This window comes from Caulobacter sp., from assembly GCF_049283275.1.
Classification (GTDB): domain Bacteria; phylum Pseudomonadota; class Alphaproteobacteria; order Caulobacterales; family Caulobacteraceae; genus Caulobacter.
The window spans coordinates 1-23,046 of sequence record NZ_JBAPVS010000209.1; the positions used below are offsets into that span (position 1 = coordinate 1).

Consider the following 23,046-nt stretch of genomic DNA (forward strand, 5'->3'; position numbering starts at 1 on the left):
CCGAGCATTCGCCGACCGCGAGGGCGCGCCCGGATTCGACAAGGGGAAGCTCGGGGCCGGCATGCAGGGGCTCAAGGACAGAGCAGCCGGTCACGAGACCGGAGGCCGCTGCGATGAGGCCCAGGAGCATCCGCCGAGCGCGGGCGACGGAGGTGAAGGTCGTGCGTGGGCTCATAGGGTCGCCAGGGTTTGGGGCCAAAGGGCGCGAAGAGGGAGCGGAAGCTGGCGCAGCACCTTGGTCAGCAGGTCATGATCCATGATGTCCGCCAGCCCGCGAAAGACACCGCGCGCCAGGCTCTCGGTGTCGATCGGAAAGTCGGGCGGCAAGGCGGCCTCGATCCGGGCGAGGAACGCGTCGACGTCCCGCTCCAAGGTCGGGGTCTGGCTCGGCTGCCAGCCCTCGGTGAACATGCCCCGCAGCAGCATCGGCAACTGCGCGGCCAGGTGCATCGCCGGGTCCGGCGCCAGGCGATCCCGCAGGGCATGTAGCGTCGCGCGCGCGCCCTGGTAGGCCTGATGGCGATCGCAGGGCTCCAGTTCGGCGGCGATGGCCTTCAACCAGATATTGGTCTCTTGGACGGTGGTGTCGAAAACCGGAAGACTGCTGGGCATGGAACCCTCCAGGATCATGGTCGACAGTCTGGCCAGGCGGAGCGAAGCTGTGTTGACAAGGATCAATTCGTAACCGCGCGCGCATCCTATGCGTCCTATCAAGATCCAAACCAACCCCACGGAGCAAGCAATGCGCATCGGAGCCTGGCTCCTGGTCCTCACGTCCCTCCTGGCGCCGGCCACGACGGCCGCCGGACAGCTCGAAGCCGAGATCGGCGCTGCCCCGGCGCGGGAGCGCCTTGCGCTGGGACAGACCCTTGCCAAGCGCGATTGCGGCGGCTGCCATGCGGTAGGTCCCGCCGGCGACAGTCCGTTGTCCGCGGCGCCGCGCTTTCGGGACCTTCACCGCCGCTATCCCGTCGAGCAGCTTGGTGAGGCTCTGGCCGAGGGCATCGTCGTGGGGCACGGACCCATGCCGGAATGGGTGCTGAGTCCCCAGGAGATCGAGGCCCTCACCGCCTATTTGAAAAGCCTTGAGCCCGACGCGGCGAAAGCTCCGCGGCCGTGACACGGGGTGAGGAACGCTGCTGAGCCTTCAAGATCGAATAGAAGCCCGCGCCAAGCGGGCTTATTCACCTCCAGCCTCGGACACGCCCAATGCCCAGATCGTTGCGTCATGTTGAACGTCATCTCATCTCCCGCATCGGCTGGCTTCGGGCCACGGTGTTGGGGGCCAACGACGGACTTGTGTCCACGGCAAGTCTCGTCGTCGGGGTCGCCGCCGCCGCCGGCAAGCCGTCGGCGATCCTGATCGCGGGCGTCGCCGGCCTGGTCGCCGGCGCGATGTCGATGGCCGCCGGCGAATATGTCTCGGTCAGTTCACAGGCCGACACCGAACAGGCCGACCTGGCCCGTGAGACGGCGGAGCTGCAAAACGATCCGGACGCCGAATATGAGGAGCTGGTCCAGATCTATGTGCGGCGCGGCCTGGACGATCCAACCGCCAGGCGCGTCGCCAGCCAACTGATGGCCAAGGACGCCCTGGGCGCCCACGCCCGCGACGAACTGGGCATTTCCGACGCCACCACGGCGCGGCCGATCCAGGCGGCCTTCGCTTCGGCAAGCAGCTTCGCGGCCGGCGCGGCCATGCCGCTGGTGGTGGTGGTCGTTGCTCCGCCGTCGATGCTTGTGGCGACCGTGGTGCTGGTCTCGACCGTCGGCTTGGCGGTGCTGGGCTTCGTCGGCGCTCAGGCGGGCGGCGCACGACCCTGGCGGGCGACGCTGCGCGTCACGTTCTGGGGCCTGATGGCCATGGGCGTCACGGCGGGCGTCGGTCGATTGGTCGGCGTGGCGATCTAGCCCAAGCCCACCCCGTTTTGGAGGATGCTCTCGATGAGCGACGAAGGCCAAGAGGCCGCGCGTCACCACCACGACAGCCGCGCCGCGTCGCCGAACGGCTTGGCGGCCGCGATCTACACCTGCCCCATGCACCCGCAGATCCGCCAGCTTGGCCCCGGCGTCTGCCCGATCTGCGGCATGGCGCTGGAACCCGTCGCGGTGACCGCCGAGGCCGGCCCCAGCTCGGAACTGGCCGATATGACCCGGCGGTTCTGGATCGCCTTGGCCCTGACCACGCCGGTTTTTCTGCTGGAGATGGGCGGTCATCTGACCGGCCTGATGATGATGCTGGACGTGCGGGTCTCCAACGGCGTCCAGCTGGTCCTGGCCACGCCGGTGGTGCTGTGGGCCGGCTGGCCCTTCTTCGCACGCGGGTGGACCTCGATCGTGACCCGGCGGCTCAACATGTTCACCCTGGTCGCCATGGGGATCGGCGTGGCCTGGGCCTACAGCCTGGTCGCCGCGCTGCAGCCGGGCCTGTTTCCGTCGGCCTTCCGCGACGGCTCCGGCGCGGTTCCGGTTTATTTCGAGGCTGCGGCGGTGATCACCGTCCTGGTGCTGTTGGGCCAGGTGCTGGAGCTGAGGGCGCGCGAGCGGACCGGCGGCGCGATCAAGGCCTTGCTCCGCCTCGCCCCCAAGTCCGCCCGGCGCGTTCGGGGCGACGGCGCCGACGAGGAGGTTCCGCTTGACCAGATCCAGGTGGGCGACCGACTGCGCGTGCGGCCCGGCGAGAAGGTTCCGGTCGACGGGGTTTTGATCGAGGGGCGCGCTTCCATCGACGAGTCCCTGGTCACGGGCGAATCGATGCCGGTGACCAAGGCGGTCGACGCCAAGCTGATCGCCGGCGCCGTCAACCAGACCGGCTCGTTCGTGATGCGGGCCGAAAGGATTGGCGCCGACACCCTGTTGTCGCGGATCGTGCGGATGGTCGCCGACGCCCAGCGCAGCCGAGCTCCGATCCAGCGCTTGGCCGATGAGGTTTCGGGATGGTTCGTGCCGGCGGTGATCGCCGCCGCGGGGGTCGCCTTCGCAGCCTGGGCCCTGGCCGGACCCGAGCCGCGGCTGCCCCATGCGTTGGTCGCGGCGGTCTCGGTGCTGATTATCGCCTGTCCCTGCGCCCTGGGTCTGGCCACGCCGATGTCGATCATGGTGGGCGTCGGTCGCGGCGCCCAGGCCGGCGTCCTGATCAAGGACGCCGAGGCTCTGGAACGGCTCGAGCGGATCGACACCCTGGTGGTCGACAAGACCGGCACCCTGACCGAGGGGCGGCCGGCGGTCACCGACATTATGCCCGCGCCCGGCTTCGAGACGGGCGAGCTTCTGCGGCTGTCCGCCAGCCTCGAGCGGGGCAGCGAACATCCGTTGGCCGACGCCATCCTGCGGGCCGCGGCGGAGCAGGGGCTCACGCTCTCCGAAGCCGCCGAGTTCGACTCGCCGATCGGCAAGGGGGTCCTGGGCGTGGTCGATGGCCGCAACATCGCCCTGGGCGGAGCGCGTCTGATGCGCGAGCAGGGGGTCGACACCGCGTCGTTGCGGGACGACGCCGAGCGCCTCGGCGCCCAGGGGACCACCATCCTGTTCGTCGCGGTCGACGGCCGGCTGGCCGGCCTGCTCGGCGTGGCCGATCCCATCAAACCGACGACTCTGGAGGCGGTCCGAGCCTTGCGGGCGCAGGGCGTGCGCCTGGTGATGATGACCGGCGACCATCGCGCCGCCGCCGAGGCCGTGGCCAGGCGCCTAGGCATCGACGAGGTGGAGGCCGAAGTCCTGCCCGAGGACAAGGCCAAGGTCGTTCAGAGCCTGCGGGCGGAAGGCCGATCGGTGGCGATGGCCGGGGACGGCGTCAACGACGCGCCCGCCCTGGCGGCGGCCGAGGTCGGGATCGCCATGGGCCCGGGCGCCGACGTGGCGATCGAAAGCGCCGGCGTCACCCTGCTGAAGGGCGATCTGGTCGGCATTGTCCGGGCCCGACGGCTGTCGCGGGCGGTGATGGGCAACATCCGCCAGAACCTGCTGTTCGCCTTCATCTACAATGTCGCCGGCGTGCCGGTCGCGGCCGGAGCGCTCTATCCGGGTTTCAAGCTGTTGCTGTCACCGCAACTTGCCGCCGCGGCGATGGCGCTGTCGTCGTTCAGCGTCATCGCCAACGCCTTGAGGTTACGGATGGTCAAGCTCTAGCCCCGGCTTCGAGGCCTGTAGTCCGGCGGCGCGCAGGCAACCCCGCGCGCCGTTTTTCGCCTGGCTAGGCGATCAGCTCATAGGCCGGGAGGGTCAGGAACTCCTCCAGCGTGTCGGCCAGCACCATGCGCGAAAAGAGCAGGGCGGCGTCTTCCAGGCGCGGCGAGGGGAAGTCGCGGCGCAGGCCGGTCAACTCCTCGGTCAGCATGCCGATGAACAGCTCCGAACCCATCTGGCGGCCGTCGGCCAGGTCGGCGCCGAGGCGAATCCATTGCCACAGCTGGGTGCGGCAGATCTCGGCGGTGGCGGCGTCTTCCATAAGGTTATAGAGCGGCACCGCGCCCCGGCCCTCGATCCAGGCCTGAGTGTAGCGGACCCCGACGCGGATGTTCTCGCGCACGCCCGCCTCGGTGCGGACGCCGTCGTGCAGCTCCAGCATCTGCGGCTGGGTGATGGTCAGGTCGGTCAGGCGCTTGTTCAGCTGGTTGGGCGCGGGCATCAGGCGGTCGAAGACCTCCATGGCCACCGGCACCAGGTCGGGGTGGGCGACCCAGGTGCCGTCGTGACCGGCCCCGGCCTCGCGCTCCTTGTCGGCGCGGACCTTGGCGAAGGCAGCCTGGTTGGCGGCCTCGTCGCCCTTGATCGGGATCTGGGCGGCCATGCCGCCCATGGCGAAGGCCCCGCGCCGGTGACAGGTCTGGATCAGCTTCAGCGAATAGGCGCCCAGGAAGGCCTTGCCCATCACCATGGCCGAGCGGTCCGGGGTCAGGAACTCGGCCCGGCGGCCCAGGCGCTTGATGAACGAGAAGATGTAGTCCCAGCGGCCGCAGTTGAGGCCCGCCATATGGTCGCGCAGTTCGAAGATGATCTCGTCCATCTCGAAGGCGGCGGGAATGGTCTCGATCAGCACCGTGGCCTTGATCGTGCCGTTGGGGATGCCGAGCGCGGCCTGGGCGTGGACGAAAACCTCGTTCCAGAGGCGCGCCTCCAGATGGCTCTCCAGCTTGGGCAGGTAGAAGTAGGGGCCCGAGCCCTGGGCCAGCGAGGCCTTGGCGTTGTGGAACAGGTAGAGGCCGAAATCGAACAGCGCGCCACTGACGACCTGACCGTCGACCTCCATGTGCCGTTCGGGCAAGTGCCAGCCGCGCGGCCGGATCTTCAGGACCGCCGGATTGGCGCCCAGGGCATAGGACTTGCCCGACTTGGCGTCGACATGGGTCAGGTCGCCAGCCCAGCGGTCCTTCAGATTGACCTGGCCTTCGATCAGGTTGGCCCAGGTCGGCGAGGTGGCGTCCTCGAAGTCTGCCATGAACACCTTGGCCCCGCAGTTGAGGGCGTTGATGATCATCTTGCGGTCAACCGGGCCGGTGATCTCGACTCGGCGGTCCTGCAGGTCGGCGGGGATCGGAGCGACGGTCCAGTCGTTCTCGCGGATGTCGAGGGTGTCGGGCAGGAAGTCGGGCAGTTCGCCGGCGTCGAAACGGGCCTGGCGGGCCGTGCGGGCCGCCAGCAGCTCACGGCGGCGGGCGTCGAACCGGCGGTGCAGGTCAGCCACGAAGGCCAAGGCTTCCGGCGTCAGGATCTCCACGGCGCGGCCCCCAACTTCTCCAGGAATGACAGGGCCGTTGATCTGGATGTTGGCGGCGACGTCGAGGGGCATGAGAATTTCCGTGGGTATGGAGACGTGTAGGGAGCCGAAACCTCGTCCTGACAGCTCAGGATGAGGTTTCTAATGAGGCGCGGCGGCAAGAATGGTCCTCATCCTGAGCCTGTCGAATGACGAGGACCACGCTAGACGTATCAGGCGCTCTTGGCGGCGCCATTGGGACGCACCGTCGGGACGATCTGGTCGCCCCAGTTGCCGGCGCCGTCGTGATGGCGCGAGGTGCGCACCAACTCGACCGAATAGCCGGCCGCGATAGCCCGCTGCACCGCCTCGTTGAGGCGGTGGGCGGCCTCGGCCACCCGATCGACCGCCCGTTGCTGGTCGGTGGAGTTCGGCATGGCGGCGGGAGCGAAATGCGTGGCGGTCATGGTGGAATCCTCGATCGGGTGGATGGTGAGGGAAGGGGTGTTCGCCGCTATTCGGCGGCGAACTGGTTCATGGTGTTGGCGTGGCCGCCGGCCTTCAGGGCGCGCTCTCCGGCGACCATTTCCTTGAAGGTGTCGCCCAGGTCCGAGCCGACCTCGTGCTGGTGCTTGACGGCCGAGACGCCGCGGCGGATCTCCTCGCGCTGCACCGAATTGACGTAGGCCTTCATCCGGTCGTCGCCGAAGTAGCCGCGCGACAGCTCGTCCATGCTCTTGGCCGTCAGGTGGAAGGTCGGCAGGGTGATCAGGTTGTGGAACACGCCGGCCCGGGCCGAGATGTCGACCTGGAAGCGGGCCAGGCGCTCGTCGGTCTCGCGGCCCAGGTCGCTGGCGTCGAACTCGGCCGACATCAGGGCCGCGCCTTCGGGATAGCTGTCCTTGTGGATCTTGCCCTCCGCGATCCACTGGTCACGGACCTGACGGCGCAGGTTCAGGGTCCAGTTGAACGACGGCGAGTTGTTGTAGGTCAGCTTGGCGTTGGGCACGACCTTGCGGATCTCCGACACCATCGCGGCGATCTCGTCGACATTGGGGGTGTCGGTCTCGATCCACAGCAGGTCGGCGCCGCCCTGGGTCAGCGAGGCGATGCAGTCCTCGATCACCCGGGCCCGGCCGCTGCCCTCCTGGAAGGCGAACAGGCCGTTGGGCATGCGCACCGGCTTTTCGAACTGGCCGTCGCGATAGAGCGCCAGTTCACCCGGCAGGATGGGGTTGTCGGGGGTGATGGCCTCGGTCTTCAGCCACTTGATGTAGTCGCTGGCCAGGTCGCCCGGCTCCTGGCTGACGGGCACCTTCTGGGTCAAGCCCGCGCCCAGGCTGTCGGTGCGGGCGACGATCACGCCCTCATCGACGCCCAGTTCCTCGAAGGCCAGGCGGCAGGCGCGCAGCTTCTCGATGAAGTCCTCGCGCGGCACGGTGACCTTGCCGTCCTGGTGGCCGCACTGCTTGGCGTCGGAGACCTGGTTCTCGATCTGCAGGCAGCAGGCGCCGGCCTTGATCATTTCCTTGGCCAGGATGTAGGTGGCGTTCTCGTTGCCGAAGCCGGCGTCGATGTCGGCGATGATCGGCACGACATGGGTCTCGAAGCCGTCGATGGCCGCGATCGCCGCCTTCTCGGCCGCCTTATCGCCGGCGTCGCGGGCGGTCTTCAGCACCTTGAACAGGTCGTTGATCGCGACCTCGTCGGCCTGGCGCAGCGAGACGTAGATCTCTTCGATCAGATCGACGACCGAGGTCTTCTCGTGCATCGACTGGTCGGGCAGATGGCCGAAGCGGTTGCGCAGGCCCGCCACCATCCAGCCGGACAGGTAGACATAGGCGCCCTTGGTCGTGCCGCGCAGGCGCTTGACCGACTTGATCATCTGTTGGGCGTGGAAGCCCGACCAGCAGCCCAGCGACTGGGTGAACCGGCTGGAGTCGGCGTCATAGGCGGCCATGTCGGCGCGCATGACGACAGCCATCTCGCGGGCGATGTCCAGGTGGGTCGAGAAGGTGTTCTGCAGCTTCAGCTGGATGATATCGTCGATCGCGACGCCGCCCGGCGTCACGCCTTGCGGATAGCGGGCGAGCAGGGCGTCGCGGTGTTGGGCGTAGGTCTGGCGCAGCGTCATGGCTTTTGGTCCCATCATCGGCCCGGCCATCGGTTGGCCGGGCGGAAAAGTTCGTGAGGGGAGCTAGCGGCGCGGCGTGCGGCGCGTCGAACCTATTGAAGGCAATTTGTCACAAACCGACTTTGTATTTTCTGTAAATCTGTGACAACGTGACCGAATGGCGACGCATGACAAAAAGCTGTTTCTCGGAGGCCGGCTCAAGCGGCTACGGCGCGACCTGGGCGTCACCCAGAGCCGCATGGCCGAGAATCTGGGGGTTTCGGCCAGCTATCTGAACCTGCTGGAACGCAACCAGCGGCCGGTCACCGCCCAGATCCTGCTGCGCCTGGCCGACGCCTACGACCTGGACCTGCGCAGTCTGTCGGCCGACGATCCAGGCGGCGGGGCAGGGCTGGACGAGGTTCTGGCCGACAAGATGTTCGCCGACCTGGGTGTCAGCCGTCACGAGGCGGCCGAGGTCGCCGAGTTGTCGCCGGGGATCGCCGACGCCATGGCGCGCCTCTATCGCGCCTATCTGGATCGCGGGCGGCTGATCGACCTGGGCGCCTTCGAGCGGCCGGACGGCGCGGCGTCCGTCTCGTCCCAATCGCCGACCGACTGGGTGCGCGATCTCGTCGGCTCGCAGCGCAATCACTTCGCCGAACTGGAGACGGCGGCCGAGCCGATCGTCGCGTCGATGAAGGCCGATCCCCAGGATCTGGGCCCGGCCGTGCGCGCACGGCTGCTCGAGCGCTTCGGAATCCAGGTTCGCGTCATGCCGGTCGAGGTGATGGCCGACTCGCTTCGGCGCTACGACCACCATCGCAAACGGCTGATGATCTCAGAAACCCTGGCCCCGGCCAGCCGGATTTTCGCCATGTGCTACCAACTGGGCGTGATGGAGGCGGGCGAGATCCTGTCGACCCTGACCGACCGCTTCCAGGCCCCCGACCGGGCCACGCGGCAATTGCTCAAGGTGTTCCTCGACAACTACCTGGCCGCGGCGATCATGACGCCCTACGAGCCGTTCCTGGCGGCCATGGAGGCCAGCGGCTACGACATCGAGCGGGTGCGCTCGCGGTTCGGGATTAGCTACGAGCAGGCGGCCCAGCGGCTGACCACGCTCAGTCGGCCCGGGTCGCGGGGCGTGCCGTTCTTCATGATGCGACTGGACGCGGCCGGCAACATCTCCAAGCGGTTCGCGGCCGGGCCGTTCCCGTTCTCGCGGTTCGGCGGCGCCTGTCCGCGCTGGAACGTCCACGACAGCTTCAAGACCCCGGGACGGATCGTCACCCAGGTGATCGAGACCCCCGACCGCGAGCGCTACTTCACCCTGTCGCGCACCGTCCGCCGGGTGTCGGGCCTGCAGGCGGGGTTGGAGGACGAACTGGTCGTTGGGCTGGGGTGCGAACTCAAGCATGCCGGCAAGCTGGTCTATGCCCGGGGTCTGGACATCGCCGCGCCCGTGGCGGTCGAGATCGGTCCGTCGTGCCGGATCTGCGAGCGCCCGGCCTGCCCGCAACGGGCCGCCGCGCCGATCAACAGGACCCTGCTGGTCGAGGAATCGAGCAAGGCGCTGTCGCCCTTTCCGTTCGTGGTCTGACGTCTTCGGCCGATTGGGTGCGGCAAGAACGGCGGCGTGAGCGTTGGGCGCCATCCGTTAATCGTGCTCCGCTAGGGTCGCCCCATGCAATCGGATGCCGAAAACAGATCAGGCGGCGTCGAGCAGCGGGCCCATCCTCGCATGCCGACGAAGCGCAAGGCCTATTTGGTCGATGGCCGAAAGGCCTGGAAGTGCTCGCTGATCGACATCGCCGAGGGCGGAGCCCGGATCGCTTTGGGCGACATCGAGCTGCCGGCCGAGGGCGCCTTTCTGGTGGATTCCATCGCCAAGCGGATTCATCTGACCCGCGTGGTCTGGCGCTCGCAGAAGGAAGCCGGCCTGCAGTTCCTTGAGAGCGACACGATGGACGGACCGGCGGGCGGCAAGGACGGCGCGGTGTCGATCGCCACGCGCTTTGCCTGGCGCCTGAACGCCGCCTAGCGCCTGACGCGTTCTTCCACGCCGCATCGGTTTATCGCCACGTTGCGGCGCGGTGATCCGGCGCGCCATTCGATTCCGCGACCGTAATCGAGATTCCGCCCGTCGGCGTCGGCCCGCGGCGCGTTCGCCTATGACCCGGGCCGGATTTCAATGACAACAGGCCGGTGGCCAAGCCGGTCTTGCCGCCTTGGGTTTTGGCCTGACCAGAAATCTCGACAGCTGGAAAAGTGGCATTACCAATCATTGACACAATTCCTGATTGGTCGGATAAGTCAGCTCCATAAGGGCGCCAATCAGACGCGCCCGGGGGAGGATCTATGAATCTCGTTCGCAACACCTTCGTCCTGCGCGCCGCTTTGCTGGCCTCGTGCGCCGCCGTCGCCTTGGGTTCGACCGCCCATGCCCGGCAAGCCGCGCCCGCCCAGGATGACCAGACCAGGGCCGATGACAGCGTCATTGACGCCGTTGTGGTAACCGGTTTCCGCGCCGCCTACGCCAATGCCATCGCGACCAAGCGCGACACTCTGCAGATTTCGGACGGCATTTCGTCGGACGGTCTGGGCCGCTTCCCGGACCTCAATGTCGGCGAAGCGATCCAGCGCGTGCCCGGCATCCAGATCAACCGCGAAGCCGACAGCCGCAACGCCACCATCAGCCTGCGCGGCCTGCCCGGCACCTTCGCCCGCACCACCCTGAACGGCGGCGCCTTCGCCGACCCGATCCTGAACGGCTCGACCCCGCTGGGCGCATTCAACTCCGACATCTTCACGTCGATCAACGTCATCAAGTCGCCGATGGCGACCGACCTGGCCGGCGGCCTGTCGGGCAATATCGACCTGCGCATAGCGCCCGCCCTGCAGCGCAGGGACGGCGGCTTCGCCAAGGTGGCTTACGAGTACAATGAGCTGGGCGGCGAGGGCAGCCCGCTGGCCTCGATGGGCTACAACGCCCACCTGAGCGACGATTTCGCCGTGTTCGGCGTCGTCGGCTGGAAGGACGAAAAGTTCCGCCGCGACTCGATCACCGTGAACTCATGGGGCAACAAGCTGGGCTCGGCCCAGCTTGGAAACCAAAGGGTCCCCGGCCAGAACCCAATGTACGACGCCCTGATCGCCCAGTATCCGGGCGGCGTCTATTATCCCAGCCAGACCCGTCAGCTGGTCAAGTTCAACCGCGGGACCACCCTGTCGGCCGCGACCGGTTTCGAATGGCGCATCAACGAGAACTGGAAGTTCGGAGCCAACGGCTTCATCACCCGGCGCAAGCTGGATGAGGCGACCAACAACCTGCTCTATATCGACGCCGGCGCAGGCAACGGCTCCAACGCCGCCTTGTCGGCGACCTCGGCTGTCGCGCACATCACCGCGGTCGGCACGCCCTATGTAGTGAAGACCCCGCTGGGCGACCGCGCCTACGTCAACAGTTTCTCGGCCGAGAACATCAACACCTTCGACTCGGTCCGCTCAGAGCCCGCCACCAACCAGACCTGGGCGATCAACCCGACCCTGGAGTTCGTGGACGACGACTGGAAGGCCACCGCCAACCTGACCGTCTCGCGCGCCAAGGCCCAGGCCAACCAGATCGAGCTGGACGTCGTCCAGAACCCGTACCGCAACCTCGGCGCGGCCGGCCTGAACGGCATCACCACCACGGTCGACCTGGGCGGCTCGGACCTGGCGAACTATCGCGCCACCCTGGTCACGCCGCACGCTACCCACCTGCCCACCGGCGGCTTTGGAATTCCGGCCTTGCCGACCGCGCCGACCCAGGCGGGCGCCCAGATGCCCGGTCAGGCAGCGGGCATCGCGGCCGATCGCTTCGGCATCACCGGCACCAACGGCAACGCCGACAACGAGCTGGATGCGTTCCAGCTCGACCTGGTGCGCTCGTTCGCCGACGCCCCGTTCCTGACCGACGTGCTGTTCGGCGGTCGGGCCGAACACAACAAGTTCACCTCGAGCGGTTCGCGCAACACCTCGCTGGGCGCCCTGACCCAGAACATCACGCCGGACATGGCCAGCCAGCTGTCCTACGCCAATGACTTCTTCGGCGGCGAGGCCGGCGGGCCCACCACCAATTGGATGAATGTCGACATCAACCGGGTCTTGGCGGCGGTCACGCCGATCAACACCGCCCCGCGCACGACGAGCAATCCGAACGGCCTGCCTGCTCAGTTCGCGCTGGGCGCGCCCGGCGTGTTCTTGACGCCCTACGGCGTGGTCAACAACTACACCGACGGCAACTACTGGAACAACAACTTCAGCAACCAGAACGACGTGTTCTCGGCGTATCTGACGGCGAAGTTCAAGACCGAGCTGTTCAGCATCCCGATCCGCGGCGCGGCCGGCATGCGTTACGAATACACCGACAACGAGATCATCGCCCTGAACTGTAAGAACTGCGCCAGCGCCCAGTCGACGGCTGCAGGTCCGATCAATCACTCTCTGAATACGAAGACGACGAAGAAGAACTACGATTACTGGCTGCCGTCATTGATCCTGGCTGCCGATTTGCGTGAAGACTTGGTGCTGCGCCTGGCGGCCTACAGCACCTATGTCCGTCCGCAGCCGCGCGACAACGTGCCGACGACCTTCATACAGCTTCCGACCGATCCGGCGGTCGACCCGGTCTACACCGTCACCATCGGCGCCACGGACATCAAGCCCTACACCTCCGACTCGTTGGATGCTTCGCTGGAATGGTACAATCGTCCCGGCGGGATGATATCGGTGGCGGCCTATCGTAAGGCGATCGACGGCTATATCGGCCCGATCACCGACCCGGCGTTCCTCTGCCCGGCGAACGGCCAGATCCCTGGCATTGATGAAAACCTTGGAACCCTGACCGCCAACGCCGCGGGCCAGTGCATCAGCTCCAACCAGTTCCCCAGCCCGAGCGGCCAGAAACCGGCTCAGGTCAACGTCACCGGCAAGACCAACCAGAACGCGATGACCGTCACGGGCTTCGAGTTCAACATCCAGCAGAACCTGGACTTCCTGCCGGGCTTCTGGCGCAACTTCGGCGGCGCGTTCAACTATTCGTATACGAAGATCGACGGCACGGACACGGCTGGAGCCAAGATCACCCTGCCCAGCGTGTCGGAGAACAACATCAACGTCATCGGGTTCTATGAGGCCGACAAGCTGGGTCTTCGCCTGGTCTACAACTGGCGTGACAAGTACGACTTGGCCGCCGGCAACTCGTTCGTCGGTGACGCCCGCACCGTCAAGGCGCGCAGCCAGTTGGACGCCTCGGCTTCGTACCAGCTGACCAAGGCCATCAGCCTCTCGGTCGATGCGTTCAACCTGACCGACGCGACCCGTTCCGAATACGAGAACGATCCGATGCTGCCGCGCCGGATCGATTATGACGGGCGCACCTATCAGGTGACGATGCGCGCCACGTTCTAAAGACCTTTCCGAGAGGGCCGGGCAGATCGCCCGGCCTTTTTCTTTCCAGTCCTGAAGAGACGCTGACATGAAGACCCTGCTGCTCGGCACGGCCTGCGCCCTGGCCTTCCTCGCTTCGCCGGCTCTGGCGGCCGATTACGCCGTTCTGGGTCCCGACTACGCCCAAGGCCTAGAAAAGGGGGGCGCCGTCGAGACGTCAGCGGCCAAGGACGTGGTCGCCAAGGCCAGGGCCGCCCTGGACCGTCCGCCGGGCGCGATCCCCAAGCTGCACACCGAAGGCACCTTGCCGGGCAAGGGCATCCGCGAGATCAGCCTGAAGGCCAAGCAGGACCAGCCGATCGTGCTGAACCTGGCCCTGGCCTGGCGTCTGACCGGCGAGCGCGCCTTTCTCGACCAGGCCGGCCGCTATCTGGAGGCCTGGGCCGAGATCTACGAGCCGTCGTTCAACCCGATCGACGAAACCGGCTTCGACACCCTGCTGATGGCCTACGACCTGACCGAGGCCGACCTGCCGGCGGCGACCCGCGCCAAGGTCGACCGCCTGTGGCGCGGCATGGCCGTCGGCTATCTGGACGCCATGGACGCCAAGCCGAAGAACTTCGAGACCAACTGGCAGAGCCACCGGGTCAAGCTGGCGGCCATGGCCGCGTTCCAGACCGGAGACGCCAAGCTGATCGCGCGGGCCAGGGCGGCCTTCCGCGCCCAGATCACGACCAACCTGCGCGCTGACGGCACGGTGTTCGACTTCCACGAGCGCGACGCCATCCACTATGTCACCTACGACCTGGACCCGTTGATGATGGCGGCCCTGTCGGCCCAGGCCCACGGCGAGGATTGGTTCGACTGGAAGAGTCCTGTCGGCGCCAATCTGCCGGGCGCGCTGGACTGGCTGGCCCCCTACGCCAAGGGCGAGAAGGTCCATGTCGAGTTCGCCAACTCCAAGATCCAGTTCGACCGCGACCGCGCCGCCGCGGGCCAGAAGGAATATGCGCCCCATCCTTGGGACGTCTCCAACGGCGTGGGGACCTACGCCCTGGCCAGCCTGATGGCCCCGCGCTATCGCGGCCTGCGCGATGATCTGGTCGCCCGAACGGGCCGGCGGCCGGCGGCCTGGATCCAGCTGCACGACCGGTTCGCGGCGCGCTGAAACGCCGCTCCGTCTCAGGCGCCGCGCGCCGGCGCCTGAGACGACTTGCCAGGGCGTCGGGCGCCGCTATTTCGGGCTATGGTGTGCAAATATCAGGCTGATCGAGTAACTCCGTCCCCGATGGACCTTCACCGCTCCCCCCTTTCGCCGGACGGACTTAGGGCGGAGGGCATGCGCGTCCTCGTCATCGATCCAGATCCCGCGCGCGCCGCCCTCGTGGCCGAGGGGCTCGCCGGCGTGCAGCCGCTGGAGGTGCGCCGCGCGGCGACGTTCGACGAGCGCGAGGCCGCGGAGTTCGCGCCCGACGTGGTGGTGATCGCCGCTGACAGCCCCGACCGCGATACGCTGGAAAGCCTGCGCGAGGCCGGGCAGCACAATCCTCGGGCCGTGGTGATGTTCGTCGACCGCTCCGAGCCGGGCCTGGCCGAACAGGCCGTGCGGGCCGGAGTGGCGGCCTATGTCGTCGACGGCCTGGCGCCGGCGCGGGTGCGATCGATCCTAGACGTGGCCATGAGCCGCTTCGCCCTGACCCAGCAACTGCGCGGCGACCTGGCCAAGGCCAAGGCCGACCTGGAATCGCGCAAGACCGTCGAGCGGGCCAAGGGCCTGCTGATGAAGGAGCGGGGCCTGGATGAAGACGGCGCCTACCGCCTGCTGCGCAAGCTGGCCATGGATCGCGGGAAGCCGATCGGTTCGATCGCCGCCGATCTCCTAGCCTTCGCCGGCGTGTTGAAAGGCGACGCCTCGTGAGCGGACTGGCCGACCTGACGCTGGGATTCATCCCGCTGACCGACTGCGCCCCGCTGGTCGTGGCCAAGGCGCAGGGCTTCTTCGCCGAGGAGGGGCTGGAGGTGGCCCTGAGCCGCGAGGCCTCGTGGGCGACCATCCGCGACAAGCTCACGGTGGGGGCGCTGGACGGCGCCCACATGCTGGCGCCGATGGCGCTTGCGGCGGACGCCATGCTCGCGCCGTTGGCGCTGAACCGTAACGGCAGCGCGATCACCGTCGGGGCCAAGCTGGCCGCGATGATGCGAGAGGCCGATCCCGAGGCGATGGCCGCGCCGCTGATCACCGCCCGGGCCCTGGCCGAGGTCGTCGAGCATCGGCGAGGGCAGGGCGCGCCGCCGCTGACCTTCGCGGTCGTTTTCCCGCATTCGATGCACAACTACTTCCTGCGCTACTGGTTGGGCCAGGCGGGGATCGATCCGGACCGAGACGTTCGCCTGGTGGTCACCCCGCCGCCGCGCATGGTCGAGCACCTGCGTTTGGGCGAGATCGACGGCTTCTGCGTGGGCGCGCCCTGGAACGCCGTCGCCGTCGACGAGGGCCTGGGCGAGATGCTGATCAAGGCCTCGCAGTTCTGGCCGGGCGGGCCTGACAAGGTGTTCGGCGTCACCGCCGCCTGGGCCGACGGTCATGGCGACGAGCTGCGCGCCGTGCTGCGCGCCCTGATCCGGGCCTCGGCCTGGGCCGACGAGCCAGGCAACCACGCCGAGCTGGTCGCCTTGCTGTCGCGGCCCGACCATGTGGGCGCCGACGCCGAGGTCGTGGCCAGGGCCCTGAAGTCCGAGATCGTCTTCCATCGCGACGCCGCCGGCCTGCCGCGCCGGGAACATGCCCTGTGGTTCCTGTCGCAGATGGTGCGCTGGGGGCAGGTGGGAGCGGACCTGGACCTGGTCGCCGTCGCCGAGCGCGTCTATCGCCCGGACCTGTTCCGTGAAGCGGCGCTGTCCTTGGGACCGGTGCTGGACCCCGCCCAGGTGTTCGCCGACGCCGCGCCCCCGGCCTCGGCCCTGTTCGACGGCGCGCCGTTCGATCCAGCGGACGCGCGAGGCTATGCGGCCTCGTTCGCGGTCGGGCGTGCTTCGATCTAACCCTTCCAACTCATCAACACCCATGCGTTTTGCTCACGGTTCGAGCAGAGCCTGCGCCTATTTGCTGAGCAACTGCACGATGCAGCCCGGACTACGCGGCATCGCGGCATGCCGCGTGACACGCTCCGGCTTCTGATCCTTCACTAGGGTCAGGCCTCCGGACAACGGCGTTCGTGGCTGCCAGAGACGACCGCTCGGATGCGGTCACCCGCCCGGGGCGCTTTAGCGCCTCGCTCTCGCAGACACGCAACATCCGAGGCCAATCATGCTCTCCCGTGATTTCCTGAAGGCCGGCCACACGCCGACCCTGTTCGCCGCGTTCTTGTATTTCGATCTCAGCTTCATGGTCTGGGTGATCCTGGGCCCGTTGGGCGTGGCCATCGCCAAGGACTTCCACCTCGACCCCGCCCAGAAGGGGCTGATGGTCGCCATTCCGGTTCTGGCCGGCGCGGTGCTGCGGCTGGTCAACGGCGTGCTGGTCGACCGCATCGGCCCCAAGAAGACCGGCATGATCAGCCAGTTGATCGTGCTGACCGGCCTGGCCCTGGCCTGGGCGCTGGGCATCCACAACTATCATCAGGTGTTGGCCCTGGGCCTGGTTCTGGGCGTGGCCGGCGCCTCGTTCGCCGTCGCCCTGCCGCTGGCTTCGCGCTGGTATCCGCAGGAGCACCAGGGCCTGGCCCTGGGCATCGCCGGGGCCGGCAATTCCGGCACCGCCCTGGCGGCCCTGTTCGCCCCGATCCTGGCCAAGCACTTCGGCTGGCAGAACGTGATCGGCCTGGCCGCCATTCCGCTGGCCCTGGCCTTCGTCGTCTACATGCTGCTGGCCAAGGACGCCCCCGAACAGCCCGCGCCCAAGACGCTGGTCGAATATATGGACGTGCTGAAGGTTCCGGACGCCTGGTGGCTGATGCTGCTGTACGCGGTCACCTTCGGCGGCTTCGTCGGCCTGGCCTCGTCCCTGACCATCTATTTCAACGCCGAATACGGCCTGACCCCGGTGATCGCCGGCTTCTTCACCGCCGCCTGCGTGTTCGCCGGATCGTTCATCCGCCCCGTCGGCGGGGCGCTGGCCGATCGCTTCGGCGGGGTGCGGACCCTGACCATCGTCTTCGCCCTGGCCGCCTTGGGCCTGGCGACCGCCAGCTTCCAGATGCCTTCGGCCTGGATCGCCCTGGCGGTGCTGATGTTCTCGATGCTGGCCCTGGGCGCCGGCAACGGCGCGGTGTTCCAGCTGGCGCCGCAGCGGTTCCGCAAGGAGATCGGCGTCATGACCGGCTTGATCGGCATGACGGGCGGGATCGGCGGCTTCTACCTGGCCTCGTCCCTGGGCATGGCCAAGAAGCTTACGGGTTCCTATCAGATCGGCTTCCTCGGCTTCGCGGCCCTGGCGCTGGTCGCCCTGGTGGCCCTGCACGGTCTGAAGGCCCGCTGGCGCGCGATCTGGCCGACCCTGCACGGCTCTGACGCCCGTCCGATCCGCGTCTGATCTTCCTCTTCCAGTGAGCAGAACCATGACCAAGGAAAAGCTGGTCGTCATCGGCAACGGCATGGCCGGTTGCCGGGCGGTCGAGGAAGTCCTCAAGCGCGATCCCGACCGCTACGAGATCGCGATCTTCGGGACCGAGCCGCGGGTGAACTACAACCGCATCATGCTGTCGCCGGTGCTGGCGGGGGAGAAGTCCTTCGCCGACATCGTCATCAACGACGAGGCCTGGTACGCCGATAACGCCATCACCCTGCACGCTGGGCGGGCCGTCACGGCCATCGACCTGGACGACCGCAAGGTGGTGGCCGAGGGCGGGCTTGCAGTTCCCTATGACAAGCTGATCCTGGCCACGGGCTCGGACCCCTTCCGCCTGCCGCTGCCGGGCATCGACCTGAAGGGCGTGGTCACCTTCCGCGACCTGGATGACGTCGAGGCCATGGTCGCCGCCTCGGGCAAGCCTGGCGCTCGCGCCGTGGTGATCGGCGGCGGCCTGCTGGGCCTTGAGGCTGCCTACGGCCTGGCCCGGCGCGGCATGGCCGCCACGGTCGTCCACCTGATGGATGTGCTGATGGAGCGCCAGCTGGACGAGAGCGCCGGCTTCCTGTTGCGCGAGGCCCTGGCCGAACGCGGCGTCGAGACGGTGATGGGCGCCCACTCCCAGGAGATCGTCGGCGAGAACGGTCAGGTCACGGGCCTGAAGCTGAAGGACGGCCGCACCCTGCCGTGCGACCTGCTGGTCATGGCCGTGGGCATCAAGCCCAATGCCGCTCTGGCCCGGAACGCCGGCCTGGCCGTCAATCGCGGCGTGGTCGTCGACGACGCCATGCGCACCTCCGACCCGGCCGTGTTCGCGGTCGGCGAATGCGCCGAGCACCGGGGCAATTGCTACGGCTTGGTCGCGCCGATCTGGGACATGTGCCGCTCGCTCGCCGAGTCGATGACCGACGGGGAAGGGGCCTATGAGGGCTCGGTTCTGTCGACCCGCCTAAAGGTCTCGGGCGTGGACGTGTTCTCGGCCGGCAAGTTCTCGGGCGGCGAAGGCTGCGAGGACATCGTGTTCCGCGACGCCGGGCGCGGCGTCTACAAGCGCGTGGTCATCGAGAACGGCAAGGTGGCCGGCGCGGTGCTGTTCGGCGACGCCGCCGACGGCAACTGGTACTTCGACCTGATGCGGGCGGGGACCGTCGTCACCGACATCCGCGAGACCCTGATCTTCGGCCAGGCCATCACCGAAGGGCTGTCCGGCCTGGACCCTAATGCGGCCGTTGCGGCCATGCCCGATACGCAGGAAATCTGCGGCTGCAACGGCGTCTGCAAGGGTTCGATCGTCTCGGCCATCACCACCCAGGGTCTGACGACGCTGGACGACGTCAAGGCGGTCACCAAGGCCTCGGCCTCGTGCGGCTCGTGCACACCGCTGGTCGAGCAGGTGCTGAAGCTGACCCTGGGCGACGGCTTCAAGGAGCAGACCGGCCCCAAGCCGATGTGCAAGTGCACGCACAAGCCGCACTCGGACGTCCGCAAGGCCATCGTCGAGTACGAGCTGAAGTCCATGCCCGCCGTCATGCAGGCCATGGAATGGACCACGCCCGACGGCTGCGCGTCGTGCCGACCGGCCCTGAACTACTACCTGCTGTGCGCCTGGCCGTCGGAATATCGCGACGACAAGCAGTCGCGCTACATCAACGAGCGGGTCCACGCCAACATCCAGAAGGACGGCACCTACAGCGTCGTGCCGCGCATGTGGGGGGGCATGACCACCCCGGATGAGTTGCGGGCCATCGCCGACGTCGCCGACAAGTTCGCCATTCCCGCGGTCAAGGTCACCGGCGGCCAGCGGATCGACCTGCTGGGCGTCAAGAAGGACGACTTGCCGGCCGTCTGGGCCGACCTCAACGCCGCCGGCATGGTCAGCGGCCACGCCTACGCCAAGGGCCTGCGCACGGTGAAGACCTGCGTCGGCAGCGACTGGTGCCGGTTCGGCACCCAGGACTCCACCGGCCTGGGCATTCGCCTGGAGAAGTTCCTGTGGGGCTCTTGGGCGCCGGCCAAGGTCAAGCTGGCGGTGTCGGGCTGCCCGCGCAACTGCGCCGAGGCCACCTGCAAGGACTTCGGCGTGGTCTGCGTCGACAGCGGTTACGAGATCCACATCGGCGGCGCCGCCGGCCTGCACATCCAGGGCACCAAGGTTCTGACCCATGTCGCGACCGAGGACGAGGCCGTGTGGGTGATTGCGGCGGCCATGCAGCTGTATCGCGAGGAGGGCTGGTACCTGGAGCGGGTCTACAAGTGGATGGCGCGCGTAGGTCTGGAAAGCATCCAGGCCCAGGTCACCGATCCGGGCCAGCGCAAGGCCCTCTACGACCGCTTCGTGTTTTCGCAGCGCTTCGCCCGTCTCGACCCCTGGGCCGAGCGGGTGGCCGGCCGCCACACCGAGGAATTCACCCCCATGAGCCGCCGGATGGAGTTCGCCCCCGCATGAACGCTCACGTGAAAGTTCCAGTCTGGGTGGATGTCGGGGCTGTGACCGACATCCCCCGTCGCGGTGCGCGCCGAGTGACCAGCCCGCGCGGCGACATCGCCATCTTCCGCACCGGCGACGGTGAGGTGTTCGCCCTGATGGACGCCTGTCCGCACAAGGGCGGGCCGTTGAGCCAGGGCATCGTCCACGGCCGCGCCGTGGCCTGTCCGCTGCACAACTGGTCGATCGACCTGGCCTCCGGCGAGCCGATGGGCGCCGACAAGGGCAAGGGCTGCACGCCGGTCGTGCCGCTGGAGGTCCGTGACGGCCGTCTGCTGCTGAGCCTGGACACCCATGGCTGACGGCTCGACCGCCCCGCTCGTCAAGACGACCTGCCCCTATTGCGGGGTGGGCTGCGGCGTGTCGGGCGCGGTCGGCGAAGCACGAGCCTTGTCAGTGTCCGGCGACACGGCCCACCCGGCCAATCTCGGCCGCCTGTGCTCCAAGGGCACGGCGCTGGGGGCGACGGTGGGGCTGGAGGGGCGGCTGCTGGAGCCGACGATAAACGGTAAGGCCGCCAGCTGGTCCGACGCCACGGCCCTGGTGGCCAAGCGCTTCAAGGACACCATCGCCAAGCACGGCCCCGACAGCGTGGCCTTCTACGTCTCGGGCCAGATTCTGACCGAGGACTACTACGTCGCCAACAAGCTGATGAAGGGCTTCATCGGCTCGGGGAACATCGACACCAACAGCCGCCTCTGCATGGCCTCGGCCGTGGCGGCCCACAAGCAGGCGTTCGGCGCCGACCTGGTGCCCGGCTGCTACGAGGACCTGGACCTGGCCGACCTGGTGGTGTTCAGCGGCCACAACGCCGCCTGGACACATCCGGTGCTGTTCCGGCGCATGGAGGCGGCCAAGGCGCGCGGCCAGAAGCACGTGGTCATCGACCCGCGCCGCACCGACACCGCCGAGGGCGCCGACCTGCACCTGGCCATCGCCCCGCAGAGCGACGTGCGGCTGTGGAACGGCCTGCTGGCCGATCTGATCCGGCGTGGCGCGATCGACCGCGACTACATCGCAGCCCATGTGAACGGTTTCTCGGACGTCGAAGCGGCCCTGGCCGATCTGGACCAGTCGCCGGTCGCGGTGGCCGCCGGCTGCGGCGTAGCGCTGGACGATTTACTGAAGTTCTACAATCTGTTCGCCGACAATCCGAAGACGGTCAGCCTGTTTTCGATGGGCGCCAACCAGTCGGCGCAGGGCACCGCCAAGGGGCTGTCGATCCTCAACGCCCACCTGGCCACCGGGCGGATTGGCAAGCCCGGCGCCTGCCCGTTCTCGATCACCGGCCAACCCAACGCCATGGGCGGGCGCGAGACCGGCGGCATGGCCAACACCCTGGCCGGCCACATGGACTTCGCCCCGGCCGACCGTGACCGCGTGGCCCGTTTCTGGGGGGCGCCCGACACCGCCCGCGCGCCGGGCCTGAAGGCCATCGACATGTTCGAGGCCATCCATGCCGGCAAGATCAAGGCGGTGTGGGTGATGGCCACCAACCCCGCCGTCAGCCTGCCCGACGCCGGCCGGGTGCGCGAGGCGCTGGAGCGCTGCCCGTTCGTGGTGGTGTCCGACTGCGTGGAGACCGACACCACGGCCTTCGCCGACGTCAAACTGCCTGCCCTGGCTTGGGGCGAGAAGGACGGCACGGTCACCAATTCCGAGCGTCGGATCTCGCGCCAGCGGGCCCTGTTCCCCGCGCCGGGACAGACCCGCGCCGACTGGCGGATCATCGCCGACGTGGCCAAGGCCATGGGCTTCGACGGTTTCGGCTGGGCCTCGCCGGCCAGCGTGTTCCGTGAATGGGCGCGTCTGACGGCCTATGAGAACACCGATCGTCTCCTGAACTTGTCGGGCCTTTCGGCTTTAGCGCCAGAGGCTTACGCCGGACTCTCGCCGGTCCAGTGGCCGGTGGGCGCGGACGGGCAGGGCACGCCGCGCCTGTTCGGGAACGGCCGCTTCCAGACCCCTGACGGCCGCGCCCGCATGGTCCCGACCCGGCCCAAGGGGCCCGCCGACGCGGTCGACGCGGTCTATCCGATGTCGCTGAACACCGGCCGCATCCGCGACCAGTGGCACACCATGACCCGCACGGGCCTGGCCCCGGACCTGTGCCGCCACGCCCCCGAGCCGTTCGTCGAGGTCCACCCTGCCGACGCCGAGGCCCTGGGCGTCAAGGACGGCGCCCTGACCCGGGTGATCACCGCGCGCGGCGAGGCGGTCGTCCTGGCCAAGGTCACCGATCGCCAGCGCGTCGGCAGCGTTTTCATGCCCATGCACTGGACCGACGACTTCGCGCCCTCGGGCCGGTCCAATCCGCTGATCGCCCCGAATCTGGATCCCACCTCCGGCCAGCCGGAATTCAAGCACACCCCCGCCCGGATCCGCGCCTATCGCGAGACCTGGAAGGGTTTCTTTCTCACGCGGGACAGCCTCGGAACCCCGACGGGGCTGGACCTCGTCTGGCGGCGTATTCCCCAAGACGCCTGCCAGCAACACGAGTTCGCCGGCCGAGGTGACGACGTCGAGCGCGCCGCCTTGCGCAAGGCCTTGTCCAAAGGCCTCGCCGGCGAACTCGTGACCTATGAGGACGCCGCCACTGGCGCGCGGCGCGAGGCCTGGCTGCAGGACGGCCGACTGGTCGCGGTCCTGTACGTCACCCTGACCGGCCGGCTGCCGTCGCGCGACTGGCTGGCCGAGCTGTTCGCCGAGCCGGTGCTGAGCCCCGAGGCCCGTTCGGCCCTGCTGTTCGGCCG

At 68.0% G+C, this 23,046-nt stretch carries 17 protein-coding genes; 13 read left to right on the forward strand and 4 right to left on the reverse strand.

Features of this window, described 5'->3' with window-relative positions; all coding sequences use genetic code 11:
• Nucleotides 1-171 precede the first annotated feature (171 nt).
• On the reverse strand, nucleotides 172-612 hold the full coding sequence (locus tag WAL33_RS11655; RefSeq protein WP_422181572.1) for a DUF2267 domain-containing protein: 441 nt from the start codon (nucleotides 610-612) through the stop codon (nucleotides 172-174).
• A 130-nt stretch (nucleotides 613-742) separates the two neighbouring features.
• Between WAL33_RS11655 and WAL33_RS11660 the strand changes: the two genes are divergently transcribed.
• The 3 genes from WAL33_RS11660 (at nucleotide 743) to WAL33_RS11670 (ending at nucleotide 4,128) form a co-directional block, all read left to right on the forward strand.
• On the forward strand, nucleotides 743-1,120 hold the full coding sequence (locus WAL33_RS11660) for a c-type cytochrome (RefSeq protein ID WP_422181574.1): 378 nt from the start codon (nucleotides 743-745) through the stop codon (nucleotides 1,118-1,120).
• Nucleotides 1,121-1,209: 89 nt separating this feature from the next.
• Nucleotides 1,210-1,911 carry a VIT1/CCC1 transporter family protein gene (locus WAL33_RS11665; RefSeq protein WP_422181576.1) on the forward strand — a complete coding sequence of 234 codons (702 nt, stop codon included), beginning with the start codon at nucleotides 1,210-1,212 and terminating at the stop codon, nucleotides 1,909-1,911.
• Nucleotides 1,912-1,944: 33 nt separating this feature from the next.
• Nucleotides 1,945-4,128, forward strand: coding sequence for a copper-transporting P-type ATPase (locus WAL33_RS11670; RefSeq protein ID WP_422181578.1), 2,184 nt, complete (start codon nucleotides 1,945-1,947; stop codon nucleotides 4,126-4,128).
• A 64-nt stretch (nucleotides 4,129-4,192) separates the two neighbouring features.
• Here the strand turns inward: WAL33_RS11670 and aceB are convergent, their stop codons facing one another.
• The 3 genes from aceB to WAL33_RS11685 form a co-directional block, all read right to left on the reverse strand.
• Entirely contained in the window at nucleotides 4,193-5,788 is a 1,596-nt protein-coding gene (gene aceB / locus WAL33_RS11675; RefSeq protein ID WP_422181580.1) for a malate synthase A, read from the reverse strand.
• Between the two features lie 140 nt (nucleotides 5,789-5,928).
• Nucleotides 5,929-6,162 carry a hypothetical protein gene (locus tag WAL33_RS11680; RefSeq protein WP_422181582.1) on the reverse strand — a complete coding sequence of 78 codons (234 nt, stop codon included), beginning with the start codon at nucleotides 6,160-6,162 and terminating at the stop codon, nucleotides 5,929-5,931.
• A 47-nt stretch (nucleotides 6,163-6,209) separates the two neighbouring features.
• Nucleotides 6,210-7,829, reverse strand: coding sequence for an isocitrate lyase (locus WAL33_RS11685; RefSeq protein WP_422181584.1), 1,620 nt, complete (start codon nucleotides 7,827-7,829; stop codon nucleotides 6,210-6,212).
• Between the two features lie 157 nt (nucleotides 7,830-7,986).
• Between WAL33_RS11685 and WAL33_RS11690 the strand changes: the two genes are divergently transcribed.
• The 10 genes from WAL33_RS11690 to WAL33_RS11735 form a co-directional block, all read left to right on the forward strand.
• Nucleotides 7,987-9,411 carry a helix-turn-helix domain-containing protein gene (locus WAL33_RS11690; protein ID WP_422181586.1) on the forward strand — a complete coding sequence of 475 codons (1,425 nt, stop codon included), beginning with the start codon at nucleotides 7,987-7,989 and terminating at the stop codon, nucleotides 9,409-9,411.
• An 84-nt stretch (nucleotides 9,412-9,495) separates the two neighbouring features.
• Nucleotides 9,496-9,852, forward strand: coding sequence for a PilZ domain-containing protein (locus WAL33_RS11695; RefSeq protein ID WP_422181588.1), 357 nt, complete (start codon nucleotides 9,496-9,498; stop codon nucleotides 9,850-9,852).
• Between the two features lie 317 nt (nucleotides 9,853-10,169).
• Nucleotides 10,170-13,262 (forward strand): TonB-dependent receptor, encoded by a 3,093-nt coding sequence (locus tag WAL33_RS11700; protein ID WP_422181590.1) that lies wholly within the window; start codon nucleotides 10,170-10,172, stop codon nucleotides 13,260-13,262.
• Nucleotides 13,263-13,329: 67 nt separating this feature from the next.
• Nucleotides 13,330-14,409 carry an alginate lyase family protein gene (locus WAL33_RS11705; RefSeq protein ID WP_422181592.1) on the forward strand — a complete coding sequence of 360 codons (1,080 nt, stop codon included), beginning with the start codon at nucleotides 13,330-13,332 and terminating at the stop codon, nucleotides 14,407-14,409.
• 171 nt (nucleotides 14,410-14,580) lie between these two features.
• Entirely contained in the window at nucleotides 14,581-15,159 is a 579-nt protein-coding gene (locus WAL33_RS11710; protein ID WP_422181594.1) for an ANTAR domain-containing response regulator, read from the forward strand.
• A complete protein-coding gene (locus WAL33_RS11715) occupies nucleotides 15,156-16,283 on the forward strand; it encodes a CmpA/NrtA family ABC transporter substrate-binding protein (protein ID WP_422181596.1) in 1,128 nt (375 codons plus the stop codon). Before WAL33_RS11710 ends, WAL33_RS11715 begins: the two co-directional genes overlap by 4 nt.
• A gap of 265 nt (nucleotides 16,284-16,548) precedes the next feature.
• The gene (locus WAL33_RS11720; protein ID WP_422181598.1) at nucleotides 16,549-17,772 is read left to right on the forward strand and encodes a nitrate/nitrite transporter; all 1,224 of its coding nucleotides are present in this window, start codon (nucleotides 16,549-16,551) and stop codon (nucleotides 17,770-17,772) included.
• 25 nt (nucleotides 17,773-17,797) lie between these two features.
• Nucleotides 17,798-20,254, forward strand: coding sequence for a nitrite reductase large subunit NirB (nirB, locus tag WAL33_RS11725; protein ID WP_422181600.1), 2,457 nt, complete (start codon nucleotides 17,798-17,800; stop codon nucleotides 20,252-20,254).
• Nucleotides 20,251-20,595, forward strand: coding sequence for a nitrite reductase small subunit NirD (nirD, locus tag WAL33_RS11730; RefSeq protein ID WP_422181602.1), 345 nt, complete (start codon nucleotides 20,251-20,253; stop codon nucleotides 20,593-20,595). The genes nirB and nirD overlap by 4 nt, the downstream gene beginning before the upstream one ends.
• The coding region (locus WAL33_RS11735) for a molybdopterin oxidoreductase family protein (protein ID WP_422181604.1) at nucleotides 20,588-23,046 on the forward strand (2,459 nt) is incomplete at its 3' end. The genes nirD and WAL33_RS11735, both read left to right, overlap by 8 nt.